General features: G+C 46.1%; 14 protein-coding genes and 2 pseudogenes. 14 read left to right on the top strand and 2 right to left on the bottom strand.

The annotated features are described in order from the left end of the window. The first annotated feature begins 264 nt into the window (after positions 1-264). From JWJ90_RS09350 to JWJ90_RS09340, 3 genes are all read left to right on the top strand, one after another. Complete coding sequence (locus JWJ90_RS09350; protein WP_205226956.1) at positions 265-2406, top strand: sensor histidine kinase; 2142 nt, start codon at positions 265-267, stop codon at positions 2404-2406. A 456-nt stretch (positions 2407-2862) separates the two neighbouring features. Continuing rightward, a complete protein-coding gene (locus tag JWJ90_RS09345) occupies positions 2863-3066 on the top strand; it encodes an ATP-binding protein (RefSeq protein ID WP_338032311.1) in 204 nt (67 codons plus the stop codon). 395 nt (positions 3067-3461) lie between these two features. Next, entirely contained in the window at positions 3462-4376 is a 915-nt protein-coding gene (locus JWJ90_RS09340; RefSeq protein WP_476700505.1) for a DMT family transporter, read from the top strand. Positions 4377-4593: 217 nt separating this feature from the next. On the opposite strand, the gene JWJ90_RS09335 is transcribed toward JWJ90_RS09340, so the two are convergent. Continuing rightward, the gene (locus JWJ90_RS09335) at positions 4594-8463 is read right to left on the bottom strand and encodes a response regulator (protein WP_205226953.1); all 3870 of its coding nucleotides are present in this window, start codon (positions 8461-8463) and stop codon (positions 4594-4596) included. Between the two features lie 337 nt (positions 8464-8800). On the opposite strand from JWJ90_RS09335, the gene JWJ90_RS09330 reads away from it, so the two are divergent. The 11 genes and pseudogenes from JWJ90_RS09330 (at position 8801) to JWJ90_RS09275 (ending at position 18894) form a co-directional block, all read left to right on the top strand. After that, positions 8801-9979 (top strand): MFS transporter, encoded by a 1179-nt coding sequence (locus tag JWJ90_RS09330; protein WP_240194855.1) that lies wholly within the window; start codon positions 8801-8803, stop codon positions 9977-9979. Between the two features lie 450 nt (positions 9980-10429). Beyond that, positions 10430-10849, top strand: coding sequence for a bacteriohemerythrin (locus JWJ90_RS09325; RefSeq protein WP_205226952.1), 420 nt, complete (start codon positions 10430-10432; stop codon positions 10847-10849). A gap of 43 nt (positions 10850-10892) precedes the next feature. Continuing rightward, positions 10893-11066 (top strand): VOC family protein, encoded by a 174-nt coding sequence (locus tag JWJ90_RS23925; protein ID WP_205227019.1) that lies wholly within the window; start codon positions 10893-10895, stop codon positions 11064-11066. 79 nt (positions 11067-11145) lie between these two features. Continuing rightward, entirely contained in the window at positions 11146-11322 is a 177-nt protein-coding gene (locus JWJ90_RS09315) for a VOC family protein (protein WP_205226951.1), read from the top strand. 175 nt (positions 11323-11497) lie between these two features. Then, positions 11498-11965, top strand: coding sequence for an inner membrane protein YiaA (gene yiaA / locus JWJ90_RS09310; protein WP_205226950.1), 468 nt, complete (start codon positions 11498-11500; stop codon positions 11963-11965). A gap of 794 nt (positions 11966-12759) precedes the next feature. After that, positions 12760-12996, top strand: coding sequence for a hypothetical protein (locus JWJ90_RS09305; RefSeq protein WP_205226949.1), 237 nt, complete (start codon positions 12760-12762; stop codon positions 12994-12996). Positions 12997-13990: 994 nt separating this feature from the next. After that, positions 13991-15676: pseudogene (locus JWJ90_RS23535) on the top strand (flagellin N-terminal helical domain-containing protein); the annotation flags it as partial. Next, the gene (locus JWJ90_RS23530; protein ID WP_205227018.1) at positions 15677-16285 is read left to right on the top strand and encodes a flagellin; all 609 of its coding nucleotides are present in this window, start codon (positions 15677-15679) and stop codon (positions 16283-16285) included. 77 nt (positions 16286-16362) lie between these two features. Further along, positions 16363-16707: a flagellar protein FlaG gene (locus tag JWJ90_RS09285; protein ID WP_205226948.1), complete on the top strand. Its 345-nt coding sequence runs from the start codon at positions 16363-16365 to the stop codon at positions 16705-16707. 210 nt (positions 16708-16917) lie between these two features. Continuing rightward, a complete protein-coding gene (fliS, locus tag JWJ90_RS09280) occupies positions 16918-17361 on the top strand; it encodes a flagellar export chaperone FliS (RefSeq protein ID WP_205226947.1) in 444 nt (147 codons plus the stop codon). 1092 nt (positions 17362-18453) lie between these two features. Then, on the top strand, positions 18454-18894 hold the full coding sequence (locus tag JWJ90_RS09275; RefSeq protein ID WP_205226946.1) for a transposase: 441 nt from the start codon (positions 18454-18456) through the stop codon (positions 18892-18894). Positions 18895-19241: 347 nt separating this feature from the next. On the opposite strand, the pseudogene JWJ90_RS23210 reads toward JWJ90_RS09275, so the two are convergent. Then, positions 19242-19569: pseudogene (locus JWJ90_RS23210) on the bottom strand (transposase); the annotation flags it as partial.

Raw genomic sequence — 19569 nt, 5'->3', positions numbered from 1 at the left:
TATGGACAGCAGGTGTTCTTTTTAGGCCCAAGGCTGAGATTGCGTACCGACCATCTTTGTATTTTCCCGGTTGCGCCTGGATTTCAGGCAACGAAGCCGCTACACTTTAAGCACGTCATACCATAATGCACCAAAAAAACAATCTGGGGCGGCGCTTACGAGACACTGAGCCTTCCGTGTCAGCGAGCCATTTGCGATGTACCCCTCGCCACAGATTCAGGGAGATGTTATTCGTCTAGTGATCGCTTACCAGAGTAGGTGTCTATGTTTTCTTCACTCCAGTCCCGCATATTGCTTGGCCTTGCTGCCATGGTCTTTATCTCCACCTTTTTGATGACAACATTAGTCAAAAAAGAAACCATGAAACAGGTGGCTCTTTTGCAAAACAGCAGTGCTAAAAATCTTGTCGCGACAGCCCTGCTTAACGTCGAAAGCCAGTACAACAGTCTACAGGATCATAGGGAAGCTCTGCTTTACTTAAAAAAGCAGGAACTGAAAAATATCGTCGACCTGGCATGGAGGGTAATAGAGAAATATCATGCCGCCAGCGAGGATGGCAGCTTGAGCCTCCAAGAGGCACAACGCCAGGCAATCGACGATATCCGCAGAATGCGTTATGGCAACGGGATCGGCTATGTCTGGATAAACGACACCACCAAGCCCTTCCCGCGAATGATTATGCACCCCACTGTACCGGAGTTGGATGACTGTATATTGGACAGCGAGAGCTTTAACTGTGCCCGCAACAATGGGGAAAACCTGTTCGCCGTTGCAGCCGAAGTGGTCAGGGCCAAAGGGGCGGGCTATTTCGATTATGACTGGCCAAAGCCGACCGAAAACGGTCTGACTGAAAAACAGGCCAAATTATCGTACGTAAGCCTGTTCGAACCCTGGGGGTGGATTGTGGGGACAGGCGTCTATATCGATGATATCGAACGAGAAGTAGATCGATGTAAAAAAAATATCATTGAGGAACTTAGGAGATCATTTTCCAGAATTTCCATTGGAAAAAGTGGATATATGTACCTGTTCAACGGCGACCAGGAAATGTTGATTCACCCCAATCTGGTCGGCGCTGACTTCTCCAAACTTATGAATCCCTCCACTGGTCATCCCATACTTGGTGACCTGATTAAAGCGGTACAGACGCCAGGGCAGCAGCTGGAATATGTCTGGGAAAAGCCACCCCTTCATAAGGGGGAATATAGGTTCAGGAAAAAATCCTATATTTTTTATTTTAAACCCCTGGACTGGTATATTGCCTCGTCGGTCTATGCAGATGAAATCGAAGCGCCGGCACGGTGGATAGCCCAGTATATACTTTTTCTTTCTCTGGTCATTCTCATGATATCCTTTGTGGTATCTCTATGGCTGGCAAGGAACCTGTCAAAACCGCTGCACCTGCTCTCCTTAGCTGCCCAGAAGGTTGGCTATGACAATTTCACTGCTTCCACTGTTCCCATCACGGGGACAGTGGAAACCCGTCGATTGGGTATGATTCTTAATGAAATGCTTGCCAGGATCAAAGAGGCAAGCCAGAGCAGGGAAAGTTTGTTTCAAGAAAAACTGGAGCTTGAATCAAAATTATTCAGTGCCAGAAAACTTGAGGCTGTGGGACAGTTGGCAGCAGGGATCGCCCATGAAATCAATACCCCTGCTCAATATGTAAACTCCAATCTCGGCTTTTTAAGCGATGCCCTGGATGATATAGAAAGGTTGTTGACAACGCTCTGGACACTTTTGGTCCAGGCCCATGAACAGGGCATTTTAGACGAGAAGCTGTTTCAAGAGCTGGAGGCAGCCTATACGACGGCAGAGTGGCAGTTCCTGCAGGAAGAAATGGCTCCGGCTCTGGCTCAGAGCGAAGAGGGCATTCGGCGAATCACCAGTATTGTCAGCGCCATGAAAAATTTTTCCCATCCTGGAAGTGGTAAGCGCGAACTTGCTGATATTAACTCCGGTATAGAAAGTACGGTAACCATCGCCAGAAATGAGTGGAAATACAAGGCGGAAATGGAGTTGCTCCTGGATGAGAAATTGCCTCCTGTTCCCTGCTATTACGACGAACTTAACCAGGCTCTACTGAATATGATCATTAACTCGGTGCATGCTATTGAAGAATCGCACACCAAGGACGATCAGACAAAGGGGAAGATTACCATTCAGACGGCAAGACAGGGGGAGTGGGTTGAGATTCGGCTCTCTGATACCGGTAGTGGCATGCCGGATGAGGTGGTGGATAAAATTTTTGACCCTTTCTACACCACCAAAGAGCAGGGTAAAGGCACTGGCCAGGGATTGACGATAGCCCATGACGTGATCGTCAACAAGCATCAGGGGACCATCGCTGTCAATACTGAACCGGGCAAGGGAACCACCTTTGTTATTCGCTTACCCTTGAACTAGTGGGGGGCGACAGTTCCTTTGGCACGCCTTAAAAAAAGATTTATTTTTGTTACAAAAAAGAAATGTTATCACCTGGCGACCCCGGTGTTGAGAAGCTTGTTTGAAGAAAAAATCCTGTGTTTGCAGAAGGGGATAATTTCTATTTTTACAATTTTGAAAGAAAGGCTGCGTTGTCCTCTAATCTGATGGATGGTGGGCGACGGGCGTGCAAATGTTTTGTTGGTTTATAAAAATATGTCCTTATGTTTGGTTAATTCACTATAATTATTGATTTTTAATTTGTACACCCCAAGAGGGGTGAGTTGTATGTTGGTTGTAGTTTTGGCTGGCGTGGCACCTGTTTAGTTGCTATTTCTGAAGGCTTTCGGCGGGCTGCAGATTAGGCAGCAACACAGTGTTTTGTCTGTTGACTTATTATTACGATAATGTATAAATTTCTCCCTGCAGATTAAATTTTTGGAGTCGTTTAAAGGAGAAAACATGCATAAAATCGATCCTGACGAATGTCAATTTTGTGGCGCCTGTGTCAGCGCCTGTCCGAATGATGCCATCATCCACCCTGAAGGAACGGCCTATTACCAGATAACGGATGATTGTATTGACTGTGGCTCATGCGAACCCGAATGCGGGTTCAATGCCATTAGTTCTGATAGCGAGTAAAAGAACTCTATCTTCTTGAGAGTTTTTTTCAGCAAAGCGGCACCCCTGAGGAATCTCAGGTGCCGCTTTGTTGTTTGAACTCGGCAACAGGATTTCAGGGGCTCACGAATTCTGGCTATCAGTTCTTACGCTCTCTCTGTTGTGACCCGTCGTGTATGCACAAAAACTTTCTCCCGTCTCTAGGGAATCTTGAATAATTGCTTTTTCTGCCAATCTCCCGGAGTCTGCGCTTACCTGCCCTTGATTGAAAAATCTAATTATTCAAGACACCCTCCAGTTTTATCTTCCCCATATCCCCCATAAAGCGTTAAAGTCTGGTCCCTGAATCCGTGGAGGCAAGTGATTCTTGAAAACGAGATTTTTTGATCAGCTTCACCTGCCGTCGCGCAATCTTCATGCGTTTACTAGGGTTGAGTGTGCAAGAAAAAGAGAGAATAACGGGTAGTTGGCAAATTTTGGCTGCAGCAGTCCTCTGGGGGACCACTGGGACGGCGCAGGCTTTTTCACCGGCAGGATTTGACCCTAAGGTTATTGGGGCGCTTCGCCTACTTATCGGTGGTCTTGCCCTGTTGGGGCTGGCGCTTTCACGTCGCGAACTTGGAAAACTGGCAGACTGGAATAAAACACTTGTCTTCTGGGCAGCCGTCTTTACCGCCCTCTATCAACTTTGCTTTTTTGCGGCGGTCTCCAAAACCGGAGTGGCGGTCGGAACCATAGTCGGGATAGGCAGTGCGCCTGTGGCTGGTGGCTTGTTGGGACGGTGCTTTTGTGGCGAGTCGCTGACCCCTCGTTGGTACCTGGCAACTCTGTTGGCCATCTGTGGTTGTGTACTGCTTAGTCTCAAAAGCGGGGAGGTTAAGATAGATCTGCTCGGTATTCTTCTTGCCATTGGCGCCGGGGTTTCCTATGCGATCTATTCGCTGATGCTCAAGGGGCTTTTGCAAGAGCATGCGCCCAACGCTGTCATGGCCCTGGTCGTCTGTGGAGGTGCAGTGCTGTTGGCCCCGGCACTGGTCAAGGTTGATCTGAACTGGCTTTTGCACCCACGTTCCATTGGTGTGGTGCTGCATCTGGGGATTGCAACTATGGCTCTGTCCTACTGGTTTTTTGCCCGTGGACTGCACAAGGTGCAGCTCTCGACCACCATTACCCTTTCTCTGGCCGAACCAATGACCGCAGCCACACTAGGGATCGTGGTCTTGGGGGAACAACTTACTTCCAGTGCCTTTAGCGGGATCAGTCTCATCTTTTTGGGGTTGGTTGTTCTGATTATCCGGCGACCCAGTGGGACCTTGAGTGCAAAGTCTTAGCCGTAAGCGATTACGGGGCTCCGAATCTGCGGTGTTATCAGCCTGTTTACGTACAGGTGTACGCTGCGCAGGCCGATGCCTAGCATCTCCGGCACCCCGTAACCACTTACAAGTCCAATGATTAGCTGTTTTTTTTTAGGGGATTACCCTGTGATCTGTTACTCTTCGCCTGTCCGTAGCAGCCACCCTCCAATCAGGATGTTCCGCTTTCCGTTTATCAGGAGGTGGCGGATTTATCGGACATGCGCTGTATGAGCTGTCTTGCCACAGCTAAAGCCTCTTTAAACCTATATTTCTGGATGTATTTGTCCAGTTCGACGACATCTGCTCGGAGGTGGTGAGGCCAGCCAAGGGATTGTATTTTTTTCATGCTCTTCTTACTTGCCTTGGGACGTTGCTTTTCAAGATGAGGGAGAATTGCTTCAAGGGTTCCAAACAAGATCTCCTCTGGAGCTATATCTTCTGGAGATACATCCTGAGTATCCTCCTGGAGTGTGATTGTTTTCATCCCATTTTGAATGAGCAACATTGCTCTGATAAAGGCTTTGAGTGGAATATCAACAGGTTGCTCTTCTCTTAGGCGTTGTTCCACAGCCTGAGCGGCTGATTGTAAATCCTTGGCTCCCAAATACCCGGCAACGCTCTTGATAGAATGCGCCATACGGTGCGCCTCCACTCGTTGGTTATTTCTGATGAGCTCTCCAAGACGTTGCCCCGCATCACTGTAATCCCGCTGAAATTTTCCAAGTAATTCCCGGTATAATGCATGGTTACCACCAATTTGCCGAATTCCTTCATTGATGTCGATTCCTGGTAGTTCATCGGGAAGAAGAGCGCGTGCATCCTGATCGGGCACGGTTTCCTTTTTGGCCTGACTGTCACAATTTTCCTGAAGTTTTCGGTTTACAGCAGGGAGCCACCGTACAAGAGTGGTGAACAATTCCCGTGGATCGATGGGCTTTGTGACATGATCCTGCATGCCTGCGGCAAGACTTTTTTCCCGGTCGCCTCTCATTGCGTGAGCCGTCATTGCGACGATGGGGAGTGCCTCAGACGTTTTAAACTTACGTATCCATTTTGTCGCTTCTATGCCATCCATCTCCGGCATCTGGATATCCATCAGGACCAGATCGTACGTGTTGTTTTTCACCGCTGCCAGAGCTTCGCCTCCATCGAAGGCGACATCAACCAACAGCCCTGCAGTCTCCAACATTTCCACAGCAACCTGTTGATTGATCTCGTTATCTTCGACCAAGAGGATACGAGCCCCTCGAATCGCCCTGGCCTTTGTCAGGTAGTCGTCCCTGGTTCTTCTTGTGGATACCACTCTACGTCCATAGGCTGTCATAACTGCATCGAAGAGCGAGGATTGGGTGACTGGCTTGGTGACAAAACCATCAAAGCCTGTCTGTAACGCCTGTTCATGAATTTCATCCCGGCCATAGGCTGTGGCCATAATAATCTTTGGTTTTGTGGTAAGACAGGTCATGGAGTGGATACGTCTACAGGTTTGCATGCCATCCATTACCGGCATTTTCCAGTCGAGGAGCACAATATCAAAGGGCTCTGACGTTACAGCCGCTTCAAGCTTGTCCAATGCGGCCAAACCACTTGCGGCAGTGTCCGTCTTGAATCCCATATTTTGAAGATACGACCCCAAAATTTCTCTGGACGCGCCGTTGTCATCTACAATGAGGACTTTCTTGTGGTGCAGGGAATCACCTGCGGGCAACTGTTTACGGCCATTTCTTTCAGGTGAGGCAATAAGTCGTACCGTAAAAAAGAAGGTCGAGCCTGTGCCGTATTCGGAGTCAACCCCGATGCTTCCCCCCATGAGTTCTGCAAACCGTTTTGAGATCGTAAGCCCTAAACCTGTGCCACCGTATTTTCGAGTAAAAGAGCTGTCTGCCTGGGCAAAAGCTTGAAAGAGCCTGTCCTGTTGTTCCTGTGTCATGCCGATTCCAGTGTCTCGCACCGAAAAGGAGAGGGTAACCCTGTCTTCTACCTGTTCAGCAAGACTGCATGAAATTTCAACCTCTCCTTTTTCGGTGAACTTGGCGGCATTGCCGGTGAGATTCACCAGGATTTGTTTCAAGCGAAGGGGATCGCCGATCAGGTTTCGTGGGACCTCGGATGCTATGTTGACCAACAGTTCCAAGCCTTTTTCCGTTGTATTCATCGCAGCCAGATCCGCTGCTGAGGCTATGAGATCATCTATATCGAAGGGCACTGATTCTATTTCCAGCTTTCTAGCTTCAATTTTAGAAAAGTCCAGAATGTCATTGATTAAGCCGAGGAGCGATTTGGCAGCTGAATCAATCTTGTTGATATAGTCGCGCTGCTTGGGAAGCAGCTCCGTTCGCAGGGCCAGATGGCTCATGCCGATGATTGCATTCATGGGCGTACGGATTTCGTGACTCATATTGGCAATAAATTCACTTTTTGCCTGATTGGCCGCTTCTGCTTTTTGTGCGAGTATGATGGCCTTTTCCGCTTCTATTTTTTCCGTGATATCTTCGGATACGCCAAGCAGATACCTGGGAATGTTGTTTTCTCCGAAGATCGCTGTTTTACGGGTATGCAAAATACGTTGCCCGTGCTGTTTGCTATCAACCGTCTCTTGGGAAATCTCCAATACAGATGTACCGTTTAGGATTTCCCGATCTTTCGCCATGAAAAATGTCGCCTGTTCTTCTGGGAAAATATCGAGGTCATTTTTCCCGAGCAATTCGTGCCGGCTGACTCCCAGCAAGTCTTCACCTGCCTTATTCAGCCGGATAAACCGAAGGCTCTCTGCATCTTTGACAAAGAGCATTGATGGAATCGCCTCAATGATTGACTGTAAAAACTGTTCCTGTCGGGCAAGTTCGGTTTTCGCCTCTTTAAGCTCCATAATGCGGCTTTCCAGTTGTCTGCTCTTGAGAAGGAGGGCATTGGCCAAGTTTTTGCGCTGATAATTGACCACGATCAGGACAACTGAGAGTAGGAGTAAGACGGTCAGGAGAAGGGCCAGAGCGATGATTTCTGTTTTGTATGTTTCAAAAACAGATGCCGTGCGAAAGCGAACTTCGGCATCAGGAGGAAGCTTGGCAGAAGAGATGCCCCAACGTGCAAGCTCTCTGAAATCGTAATAGTAGCCGTAGGCAGCTCTGTCGTAGGCTGGAATGGTCTGTTGGTCGTCTTGCAGGTGAAGAATTTCAGCTGCGGTTACCTGACCAATCCGTTCGCCGGAAATCATATACCCACCCAGAACCCCTTTGCCCAGGAAGATGCTCCAATTGGTAAAAAGAGGCCCCTTCGCGGCACCGGAGATAGCCCTTGCTATTTCAGCGGGATTTTGCGGTGTGCCATTGCCGTCCTGAAAAATAAGGAGATAGTAGAGTGCGCTGCCGCTTGGCACATTTGCAACGCTATCCAAAAGAGCCGGTAACGGCAAATTTTCTAGAAACTCGACATTAAGATTGGGGGCAACCTGGGCAAGGGCGGAGGCAAAGTTATCACGTCTTTTGGCTCCGCCAGGAGAGAGGGTGTCGATAATGACAAACAGCTTGCGGGGGGAGGTCAGGCGGACCATTTCCTGGATCGAACTGGCATAGTCTGATTGAACAGGTATGACGGAAGTTTTATTGTCTCTGGTTCTTGTTTGGCTGCCGCCTGTTGCAACTAGAATACGTCGAACATCGGGAAAGATTTGTGGACGTGATTGGAGAGCGGTGACAGCGGGTAAACTTTCGGCAACAATAGACGAAAGCGAAATGTTATTATATTTGGTTTTAATATAGGAGAAAAAGGTGTCGGTATTGTGTTTACCGGGAAATCGGGCCGAATCCAGGAACTCAAAAAAGATTCTGAACCGTAAAGGGGATTTTTTAATATTTTCCTGTAACCCTTTTTCAAATTCTTTCTGCCAGGGACGTTCTTTATTCCAGGAGCTGATCACCAGGATATTCTCTGGTTGTCTCGCTTGTGGCCCTTGGCCACGGACAGGGGTATTGGTTATGTGGAGCAGCGAACAGAGAGCGAGACCAGCAAGGGATAGGTAAAAAAGGCAATACAGAAAGCGTAGTGTCAAAGGGGTTCCGCGCATGACACTCCTTTTGGATTATCCTGGATGGTGGCGCAGAGAAGAGCCTATGGCGGGGTGACCAGCCGGTGGCTCTATTTCTCTCCCCAAGGCGAAGGTCACAACGAAAAGGATCTGTTGGGCAGGTTCAGTGCGAAGGAGGAAAACCTTGGCTTACCCTGAAGAGTAACTCAAGTGTATCATTGTTCTCTAGTGTATCGCAAATCTCTAAAAAAATACGGGCCAGGATGGATTTTTTTCCCTGAAGGAATTCTGATCTGGTGCATTTTTTCTTCGCCAGCTCATACGTTCAGAGCTAAAGTCGAATTTTTCCCAGATTCCTCTTGCTGATTATCCTGACATGATGAAATCACAAAATAAAGACACCAGTGCGCCCTTCCAGGCTGAGAAGGTCTTACTCCTCTCCTTCTGCCATTTTGTGCATGATATTTATTCCGCCTTTTTGGCTCCACTCCTGCCTTTCTTAATTGAAAAATTCGCGCTTTCCCTGACCCAGGCTGGCCTGCTTTCCACGGTCATGCAGCTACCAGCGCTTTTGAATGCCCATATAGGCAAGCTGGCCGACAGGATGAGTGTCCGTTATTTTATCATCCTGGCTCCCTCGCTTACCGCCATTCCCATGTCGCTTTTGGGCTTAGCTCCCAGTTATGGCGTGCTGCTGCTTCTTGTCTTTTGCGCCGGAATTTCTGTTTCCCTCTTTCATGTACCTGCCCCGGTGATGGTCTATAAGGTCTCCGGGGTCAAGGCGGGCAGGGGGATGAGTTTCTACATGACCGGTGGCGAACTTGCACGGGCTCTGGGGCCGCTGGCAATTATCGGAGCTGTCTCGCTGTTGGGTTTTGATGGCTATTACCCGGTGATGTTGGTTGGCATTCTGGTTTCTGTGATCATGTTTTATAAATTCAAGGATATCCCAATCTCGGTGCCGGATAAAAAGGGGAACTCGATTCGCGAAACATGGCAGGAGTTACAAGCAATACTGATGCCGCTTGGTGGCATTCTCGTTGTGCGGGGCTGCATGCATGCCTGTTTGTCTGCCTTTCTCCCGCTTTTTATTATGCAGAAAACCCAAAATGTCTGGTTGGCTGGTATTGCCCTGTCTTGTTTCGAGGGGGCAGGTGTGGTGGGGATTTTGACCGTCGGGAGTCTCAGTGATCGTTTTGGCAGAAAAAATCTGCTGATCTGGTGTTTGGTTGTAGCGCCCATATCCCTTCTGGGCTTTATTTATACTGAAGGGGGCGTACAACTCTGTATTCTCCTGATTACAGGCTTTTTTCTGCTGTCCACCACCCCTGTTATGCTTGCCATGATACAGGAGGCCTCCAAAAACGGATCTTCATCGGCAAACGGGGTCTTTATGATGATGAGTTTTTTAGCCAGATCTGCCGTTGTGGTGCTTGTCGGGTTTGTGGGAGATTTACTGGGGCTGGAGAGGACCTTTTTGCTTTGCGCAATTTCAGGGCTGTTGGGAATTCCTTTGATTTTTACCTTGCCTGCCTCAGGGAAACAGGTTCGCTGAAGAGATTAGGTACCACCCATCATTTTTTGAATTCCCACAAGAGATGTGGTCCCCTTTTGGGGCACCACTCCCACGTGTAAATATTTATTGTGCACCATTTATAAAGTTCCCGTTTTCTCAAATAAAGCCGTTTGGCTGCGACCTGCGAAATTGGTGACAACATTTGTGGTGCTTTCTGCCGGTTTATTCTCGGTGGACCTGAGGGCTTGCTCCTAGTTTTGCTTTGATTTATAGATAGCCTAGTTTATAAATTAAAAGAGGACCATTTGTTTTATGTAATGAAAAAAAGTAAAGTCCAAAAAAATGTAATTGTGACATTCAAAGGCAGAACATCGCTAATATTTAGTGAAATTTCGATATTTGTACGCCTTGAAAATTATGTTAGTGTCAGGTGTTTCCCCTGTTACTTTTTTTAAACAAATCAAGGAAATTAAGAATTGAAGGAATAGCATGGTCGAGTATTTGGGAGAATGGCTAGCGGAGTATGAGCTTGGGGTTGAAGATATTGACCTGCAGCACCATTTTTTTTTCAACTTAATAAATCGGCTTGCTCGAGAGCTGGCAACGACAAAAGACATTCAATACAAGATCGATTTGGTCAATGAACTTACAGTATATGCAAAATTTCATTTCATGAGCGAAGAAAACATGATGCGAAAAAATAAATACCCGCAATTTATGCATCATAAATTCCAGCATATGGAACTCATCGATTCTATTTCTAGGGTGAGCAATCAATTTTTCCTGACAGAAGACGATCCAAAAGGCGATAATATTATAAATTTTTTACGTGAATGGTTCTTAAATCACACGGAAAAAGTCGATAGAGAATTTGCAGATTATCTTAAAAAGAATTTATCTGTGGGGTAATTAAGTTCATTTTCTAAAAAATTACGATTACTAAAGAGGTTAACTGAAAATATCCAGTCTCGATCATTTCGTTTTAACTGTTAAAAACATTGAAAAAACAATAAAATTTTACGAATCCATTTTAGGGATGGATGTTATACGTTTTGCTGACAATCGAGTTGCTTTGAAGTTCGGTGCCAAAAAAATAAATCTGCATGAGGGTGTCTTGAATAATTAGATTTTTCAATCAAGGCCAAGGATTGCGCAAAATTTTACCGCAGGCATATATGTGATATTCCGAGGATAAAATTTTAAGCGTGACGCCGGGATTGGAAGAAAAAGCAATTATTCAAGATTCCCATGAATTTGGAAGCGAATTTGAACCCAAGGCCAAGTGCCCCACTCCAGGTTCTGTTGATGTATGTTTTCTGACATCTGTGGAAATTGAAGGGGCAAAATCTTTTATAGAGCACCAAGGTGTTGAAATCATCTAAAGTCCGGTTGGAAGAACTGGTGCAACAGGTCCTCTTGTTTCGATATACTTCAGGGATCCAGATTGTAATCTTATTGAGTTGTCTAATGCAAAATGATGTCATGCTCTTAGTGTCTCTGGTGACAAAGAATTTAACTTTACCATAAAATATATAATTTAATATTCAGGGATGATATATGCAGTCAAAAAAAGTTAACACTGGGAAGCCAGCCAATGCATATATTGGTGCTACATGGGGTGCTTTTGTAATTGGAATTTCTAGTTATTTAATTGGATTATGGAATGCAACTATTCAATTAAACGAAAAAGGGTATTATCTGGCAGTTCTTTTGCTGGCATTGTTTTCTGCAGTTGCGCTTCAAAAATCAGTCAGGGATCGAGAAGAAAATATGCCAGTCACTAATGTTTTTTTAAGCATGTGCTGGGGGGCGTTTTTCGCTGCTGTTTCCTTGCTAATTATTGGGCTATATAATGCAGAAATGATGCTGAGCGAAAAAGGTTTTTATGGAATATCTTTTGTTTTAAGCTTGTTTGCAGTTGTTACCGCCCAAAAAAACGTGCGAGATGTATCTTATTACTCTGATGATGACGTTTTGTCTTCAAGGGAAAGCGTAGAGGGGCGAGATGATAATGATGAGTCTTAAATGGAAAAAATTGTAAATTTTGTGATTAATTTATGAATCATACCTGGGGGTATACTTCAGTTTTCAAGAGTTTTCAAAAATATATATTGTTGTGATGATTATTTATCTGGGAGTCTAATTGGTAGATGTAGGCCGTACTGTGCTATTCAATAAATTGATCCTGCCCGCCATGCAATGCCGTTGACATAAGCCGAACGGCGTCCCCATTTTCCATGTCTACGCTTGGAAACCCGGGAAATGAGCGACCCATTCTTTTTTTGTATCGCTGCCAGCTGATCTCTGCGAGACGGAGTTCCAGCCAGTGCTGGCAATCTTCGAGCGTTTGACTGACCAGGAGTTTGTCCATAAAACGCGTCATTGGCAGACGGTGGGGGGCTTTTTTGTGCTTACCACTGATATTCAGCTGAAGGGATCGATGGATGCTCACTGATTCAGGTTTGTAATAAAAAAATGCGGGTCTAGGCTTGGACGTAATTTGCTGTAATTATTTGGCTATTATTTCAAGGTTTTTAGCCAGGACAGAAAAAATGAGCTAAATAGAGAAAAATTTATAGAGAAATATTTACTAATAAAAAAACTTCGGTTACTATATATACACGTTCTGCAAAACGTACTCCATATACTCCCCTTTGTCGCTTTTCATCCTTTTTGCGCGGCAAAGGGGTTTTTTTTATGCATGAACACCAGTGCAAGGCCCCTGAGAGAGGAATGCTTTTTCTATTCATCTTCGTTTGTCAACTCTCAGATCCGACAGGATTTATGCTAAAGATTTAGTGAAAGGGGGGAGGGTACTTTTGGGAAAGAAAGTTGCTGGTGGGCGAAGTGGAAGAGAAATACAATCAGGTCAGAGGGAGGCCTCGAAACTCAGCGCCAAAGCGATTTTTACGTTGGTTGCGCAGGATGATCTGCCGTACTATTTCATTGCCTTCTTCGCTGCGGTATTTGATTGTGATGGAAAGATTTTTGGTCAGCATCAAGCTGTCCCTTTCGGTGCAAATGAAACTTATTCCCACAGGGGAGGCATCACATAAATAGACAGGGATAGAATAATTTTGGGGGAACACAAGAGCCCCGAGACGACAAATTGATTCACGGGGGTGCGAGCGGCGATCAAAATGGATAAAGGTTGAACTGCCACATTGACAACGGACAAGTTTTTCGTTGACCCCTACTGGCGCAGGTATATACCAATTTTTTTCACAATTGCGACACACGACCTTTGCTCGCCCATGGTTGACTTTACAGGTCAGAACCCGGCGTGGAGGTTTTCGGTTTTTTTCTAAGAGATTGTTTGGTAGAGCTAAAAACATTTTTCGATGCGAATTTTTTTTATAAACCTTCGGTAATTCAAATGGCGACGTTGTTCAATACCCTTGTGTTGGCAATGCTTCGGGGCATTTTTTATCAGTGCGGTTCCCCCTCCCAAGTCTACCTAATCACAAAATGGTAAATATACCCATAAATAATTCATCTTCATTATCGATTGAAAGGATTCATTTCCCTCGAATTTGGCAGGAGATACTTGTTCTTGTCTGTTTATCCTGCTAACTTTCTGTAATATTTAAGTATTTGATAAACACTCCCAGTATCACTTCGCTGAAATTATTTATTTGTTTTGGTTCACCGGGAATAGGAGAATTTCACCGTGTGAGTGTAGTCTACACCGACGGAGGGGATGTTTTTTCAATATCCGTTTCAACAAATTTTTTCTAAAGCCAGTCCTGAAAAACGTTGAGGCGAACAATTTGATCTCCAAAAAAATGAGAGACTGTCATTGGTAAAAATCTCGTACTTATGAGGGGATACTTCTCTGTGGACTTGCTAGGGTGAGCGTGCTTGGTTTTTATTTTCAAAAAAATGAGAAAAAAGCTAAAGAAAAATCCGGAGACCTCCGAGAAGCAAATTAAGGAAAATGACGTCCTTACAAGTTTGAGGCAAAGTTTTTAGAAGAAAGTTAGAGAGGAGGCGCTAATCAGCGAAAAATAAGTACCAGCACAAAAGCGTTTCAGAGCATGTAGTACAAAAATGACGGCAAGGAAGCCGTGCCATACAAAACGCCAACTTATATATTCACGGAGGAATATTATGGCTATCACGATTAATACCAACGTAGCATCCCTCAACGCTCAACGTAATCTGGGCACCTCCCAATCTAATTTAAATACGTCCATGCAGCGGCTCTCCTCTGGTCTTCGGATCAACTCCGCTAAGGACGACGCGGCAGGTCTTGCGATTTCCGATCGTATGACTTCTCAGGTCACCGGTCTGGACCAGGCTGTGCGAAATGCCAATGATGGTATCTCCCTTGCGCAGACCGCTGAAGGTGCTCTCGATGAAAGCACCAATATTCTCCAGCGTATTCGTGAGCTGGCTGTTCAGTCTTCAAATGACACCAACTCCGCCTCCGACCGTAAGTCCCTGCAGGACGAGGTTAACCAGCTCATCTCCGAGCTCGATCGTATCGCCGAAACCACCACCTTCAACGGTAAGAACCTGCTTGATGGTACCATGAACTCCGCCCAGTTCCAGGTTGGTGCGAACTCTGGTGAAACCATCACCTTTAGTATCGGTTCGGCTGAAACCGCCTCGCTAGGTGTTCACACTTTGTCCAGTGACAACTCGACAGCCAGCCAAGGGATTGAGGTTGCCACCACAGCCGATGTTGGCTATTACAGTGCCGAGGTAACGGCTGAAGGTGATTCTGTCGGTGCAACTGTCACTGGGACAACCGCAAGTGCGCTCAACGCCATGGGGGTTATCTCTGTTACCGATGGTATCTCGACAACGGTTTTGTACAACGGCACAACTGATACTGACTTTGCCGATGTTGTCGATACCATGAATGAGAACGCTCAGGCTGCAGGTGTTGATGTAACGGCAACCGGGTCCAATGAGATCACCTTAGCTGCTGCCGGTACAAGTCCCACAGCTCTGGCGTCAGGTGAGACCATTACCATTGCCAATGATAATGCCGATGTGGCCGATGTCGTTCTGACCGTAGGTACGCATATCGATACCGATGGTCAAACCCTGACCGATGCCGGTGTAGCCCTTCTTCAGGAGCAGGGATATCAGGCTTCCACTTCTTCCAAGACCATAACAATTGACATTGCAGATAATATTACTGTTTCGACAAGTTCTGCCTCCGGTAACTTCAGTGTTATCGGTAGTGACGGTACGGGTAGTGCAACTGCGGTAGATGTTGATGGCTCAAATGCAGCTGTTACCCAGGGCACCTTTACCCTGCAAACAGGTGATGAGGATCTTCATTTCACCTCATCAGTTTCTGCTGACACTGGTGCCTTTGATGCCGCTGATGTTGACGCCGCATCTCTTGCTGTTTCCTTTGACTCTGCCGCAGGTGGTGTTTCAAATAATGTTGGCGCCCAGACCCTCTCCATTGCAGGTTCTTACGGAACAAGCGAGATAGATATCGGAGCGGGTGAAGCTGCCTCGTCTATTGCCGACAAGGTGAACGCGGTTTATGATGAAACAGGCGTAAAGGCAAGCGCCTCGACCTCGGCAACCTTATCTAACCTGGATGCCGACGGAACCGTCTCTTTCAATATCACTGGTTCCAACAGTGATGCTGTCACGATTACTGCCACCGTCACGACCGATGACCTGACTAACCTGGTCGCGAGTATTAATGAACAAACCGGTGCCACCGGTATCACGGCAACCCTGAGTACTGACAAGGCCAGCCTGACCATGACTCAGAGTGATGGTGACGATATCGTGCTCACCGATTTTGAGCACAGCCAGGCAGTCACAGACTCGACGAACTACAAAGAAGTCAAAATGAATGTGACTGGTAGTGAGGGCGAGGCGGTTATCCTGACCGACGGTGGTACCGCTGCCGAAGATGCACAAGACGACTCCACCACAATCGGCGGTGAGTTGTCTTTCACCAGCGATGCCAACTATTCGGTTGTAAGTGATATCGGTGCAGACACCGGCTCCCTGTTCAGTACGGATGGGGATATCACCAACGTCAGTACCCTGGAAGCTGTCAACACCATCGACATCTCCAGTGTCGAAGGTGCGGAAGATGCCATCGATATCGTTGACGGTGCCTTGTCTCAGATCGACACCATCCGTGGTGGTCTGGGTGCTATCCAGAATCGTTTTGAATCAACCATTGCAAACCTGTCCAATGTCTCCGAGAATCTCTCGGCTGCCCGTTCGCGGATCCTTGATGCGGACATCGCACAAGAGACCTCGAATATGACCAAGCAGAATATTCTGCAGCAGGCAGGCGTCTCCATCCTGGCACAGGCCAACCAGGCTCCGCAGCTTGCGTTGAGTCTGCTCCAGTAACAGCGCGGTACCCCTGAAGGAGCTGCACTTTTAAGCAGCTCCTTCAGACACCTTTCATTACAGGAGGCGAGAGCGCCATGATGGTCGAATCGGTAAACACGGCTGTTTCTCCGCAGGTCAAGACGGAGCAACCTTTTCAGCAGATAGAGCAAAAGCGTCAACAGGTTGAAGATCAGGTCCAGGCGGATGAGAGCGAAAGCCAGATCCAACCGGAGGAATTACTCTCCCAGATTAAATCTCTAACGGAAGACGGGGTTTACAGTGTCCGTTTTGAGAAAGATGATGAAGCTGGCGAGTTGGTTGTCAAGGTTGTTGACAGCGAGAGTGATGAAGTTATCCGCCAGATTCCCCCTGAGGAGCTTCTCAATTTAAGTAAAAATTTAAAAGAATTGAGCGGTAATATCGTCAATTCGGAAATTTGAATCTGGTGCAGGATACGAGGTGGAGATTGTTTCTCTTGCCTGGGATCCTCATAGGATTCAAACACGAATCAAGGAAAGCGATACTAGGCATCAGCTTTGATTTTCTCTCTGTCAAGGATGGAAGAACAGAAGCAACAGAACCTTTCTGCCTTCTCGAACAGATGAGTTCGATCAGCCCCGCCAATGCTCCAGCTAACAAAGGGACATACTATGTATACCAGCTATACAAACCAATACCTTGCCAACGCAGTTAATTCGGCATCAAAAGAGCAGTTGATGATTATGTTGTATGATGGTGCCATTCGATTTCTCAGTCAGGGGATTTTGGCGATAGAAGACAAGGCTATCGATAAACGGGCTTATTATATCAATAAAGCCTCTGCTATTATTTCGGAATTCGCCGAGACTCTGGATTATTCGCAAAATGCGGAGTTGGCGGAAAATCTGAAAGGGCTGTATGGCTACATGCTCAAGCAGCTCATGCAAGGCAATTTACACAACGATGCCTCTCTGCTTGTAGAAGTACGCAATTTACTTTCTGAATTACGGAACACCTGGGTGCAGGCCATTGAGATGAACAAACAGCAGAATAGTCAAAAAAGACCTTCAGTCAATAATGCGCGTGAGTATTCTCCTGTCGCAATAACTATGTAGCAATATCTGGTGTTTTAGGGGAAATCTCCCGAAGTCTGCGCTTGGCTTGTTGAAAAAAAATAGCCCCTAGTTAAGCATAGACTCCGGGGGATTGTTGATGCCTTTAGGAAGATTTTTTGCAATCCACAAAGTTTGCCCCTTCCTTGGCTTCGATTAGTTAAAAAAATTTCTTGTAATAACCTCCATTGTACATCCTTTTGATTCTTGCGAAGGTGGCCTGAAAATTTGGCGTTGGGTAAAGCCAGCAGGTTTCTGAAGGGACCTCCTTGGGGGCCATGGCATAAAAGGGAAAGTATGCGTCTTTCATTCCGGGCTTGGCTTCACTTCCCATCTGAAAATCTTATAATATTAACAGCTCAGGGCGCTTTGTAGCTTTGTATCGAAGCGAAATGCGGAAACTTACCTGTAGCTTATTTCTCGCCTCACCTCCCTCCCCAAAAAAAGCTGACTGTGTCCCGCAGCTGAATTCGTGGAAATCTTTGAATTCCAATTTTTTTCATACTTTTTTTTGAGGAGTACATTTTGGATATTATTGTGCTAATTGTCTGTAATTATTTGCTTAATATCGCATTGTTTTTAGTGTTGTAAAAAACATGCTTTTTATGGGGAAATATTTACAAATAAAATAATTGGGGGGATATTATGCCCTCACGTTCTGCAAAACGTTCCCCATATTACCCCTTTGCCGCTTTTCATCCTTTTTATCCGGCAGAGGGGTTTTTTGTAATTTCCAGGAAACACCCAGGATAGGGTGCATCTGGCGACGGCCACTGGCATCTGTGCACGTTGCAAATTCCTGAAGAAAACCAAGTAGCTCTGCTTCAACAGCTTGCGCAATCAATTGCCGGGCACCGGTGCGAAGCAAGTCAGTTAACGGATCCTCAGAAATGTCCCCTGGCTTTTTAAGGGGAATAATTTTACGTTCACTCTTGACGTATCCTTTTTTGTTGGAATTAAGTTTTGATGGTTTCGTAAAAAGTTTTTGTGTTTAACTGGCTAATTTTACAAAATAAAATTTATTTTCTAAGTTGAGAAAATCTTCGACAAATGTTAATATTGCTTCGTAGATTCAATATGATACGAGGCGCTTGAATGTTTTACGTAAAAAACCACAAACAGCTGCACATTTTCGATCCCTGGGGTCACATTGGGCCCAAGAGGCGCAAACTTCTTGAAGAGTCATGGTCCGGGTTGTTTCGAAAAGAAATTCTCTCAGAGCTCCCGGTGGAGGTCTTGCGTAAGCATTATCACGATAATGATGGCCGACCGACAAAAGAGCTTTCTTCCATGATCGGGCTGATGATTCTGCAACAGATGCATGATCTTACTGATGAAGAGGCCATGGAACAATTTTGTTTCAACCTTCAGTGGCAATACGCCCTTGATATTACTAGAGAATCTGAAACCTACTCCTACGTAAGCCTGAAGAGCCTTTGGACCATGCGTCGCCTTCTATCGGAAGAGGGATTACAACAGGTGCTGTTTGACACTATCTGCCAAAAACTTGCTGATGTATTCGCGGTAGATTTTTAGCATCAACGCATAGACTCCGTTCATATCCAATCCAATATGCGCCATTTGGGGCGCATTAGTTTGTTCGTCAAAACAATCCGGAAGTTTTTGAGCAACCTCAAGCGCCATCATAAAAATCTGACAGCCACGCCCGCTTTGAACCGGTTGCGTTTATAAATTTGCCATGAGGCGGTACTTGCGGGGGTAATTTCACCATTCTGAGGAAAAATCCCGAAGCACCGCTGTTGTTTTGTACCAAACTTTCTGAAAAAGCCTGTTTTCAGGGCAGAGTTATCCATCCGGCCTACCGAATTCGTTTTTCGGAAGGCTCCTGATCTTTCAAAAAAATGTATGTTACCTGTTATCCGCTAATCAAATGTCGGGCAAGGCGGATGTTCAAATCCATAGGCAATCATTCGTAAAATTGTCTCCATGGAAGGAGCTATAAAAGTGTGAAAGTAGTTGCGCATTCGTTCCCACATTGACCTGTTACTCTTCAGTTTTGCCCGGGCTGCTTGAAACAGCGGGCAGCAGAATTGCTGCACTTGATCAACAAGAAAAGCAAGCAGCATCAGGTGCATGAAAACTGCGCTCAAGTGCTTTTTGCCCAGGCCATAGTTGTGCCCAAGGTTATAACCTTGATTTTTCAGAGTATTGAAGGTCTCGTTTTCAATCCGCCAGCGGGCACGACCACAG

Source organism: Desulfobulbus rhabdoformis, from assembly GCF_016919065.1.
Lineage (GTDB): Bacteria > Desulfobacterota > Desulfobulbia > Desulfobulbales > Desulfobulbaceae > Desulfobulbus > Desulfobulbus rhabdoformis.
Note: the sequence above shows the minus strand (reverse complement) of the source record. Positions and strands in the feature narration are given on the sequence as shown.

Bases quoted from the DNA above. Each gene is read 5' to 3' on its own strand.
- fliS (WP_205226947.1), top strand. From the start codon at position 16,918: ATGTATACCAGCTATACAAACCAATACCTTGCCAACGCAGTTAATTCG.
- JWJ90_RS09335 (WP_205226953.1), bottom strand. From the start codon at position 8,463: ATGCGCGGAACCCCTTTGACACTACGCTTTCTGTATTGCCTTTTTTAC.
- JWJ90_RS09330 (WP_240194855.1), top strand. From the start codon at position 8,801: ATGATGAAATCACAAAATAAAGACACCAGTGCGCCCTTCCAGGCTGAG.
- JWJ90_RS09285 (WP_205226948.1), top strand. From the start codon at position 16,363: ATGATGGTCGAATCGGTAAACACGGCTGTTTCTCCGCAGGTCAAGACG.
- JWJ90_RS23530 (WP_205227018.1), top strand. From the start codon at position 15,677: ATGACTCAGAGTGATGGTGACGATATCGTGCTCACCGATTTTGAGCAC.
- JWJ90_RS09350 (WP_205226956.1), top strand. From the start codon at position 265: ATGTTTTCTTCACTCCAGTCCCGCATATTGCTTGGCCTTGCTGCCATG.
- JWJ90_RS09325 (WP_205226952.1), top strand. From the start codon at position 10,430: ATGGTCGAGTATTTGGGAGAATGGCTAGCGGAGTATGAGCTTGGGGTT.
- JWJ90_RS09340 (WP_476700505.1), top strand. From the start codon at position 3,462: ATGCGTTTACTAGGGTTGAGTGTGCAAGAAAAAGAGAGAATAACGGGT.
- JWJ90_RS09275 (WP_205226946.1), top strand. From the start codon at position 18,454: ATGTTTTACGTAAAAAACCACAAACAGCTGCACATTTTCGATCCCTGG.
- yiaA (WP_205226950.1), top strand. From the start codon at position 11,498: ATGCAGTCAAAAAAAGTTAACACTGGGAAGCCAGCCAATGCATATATT.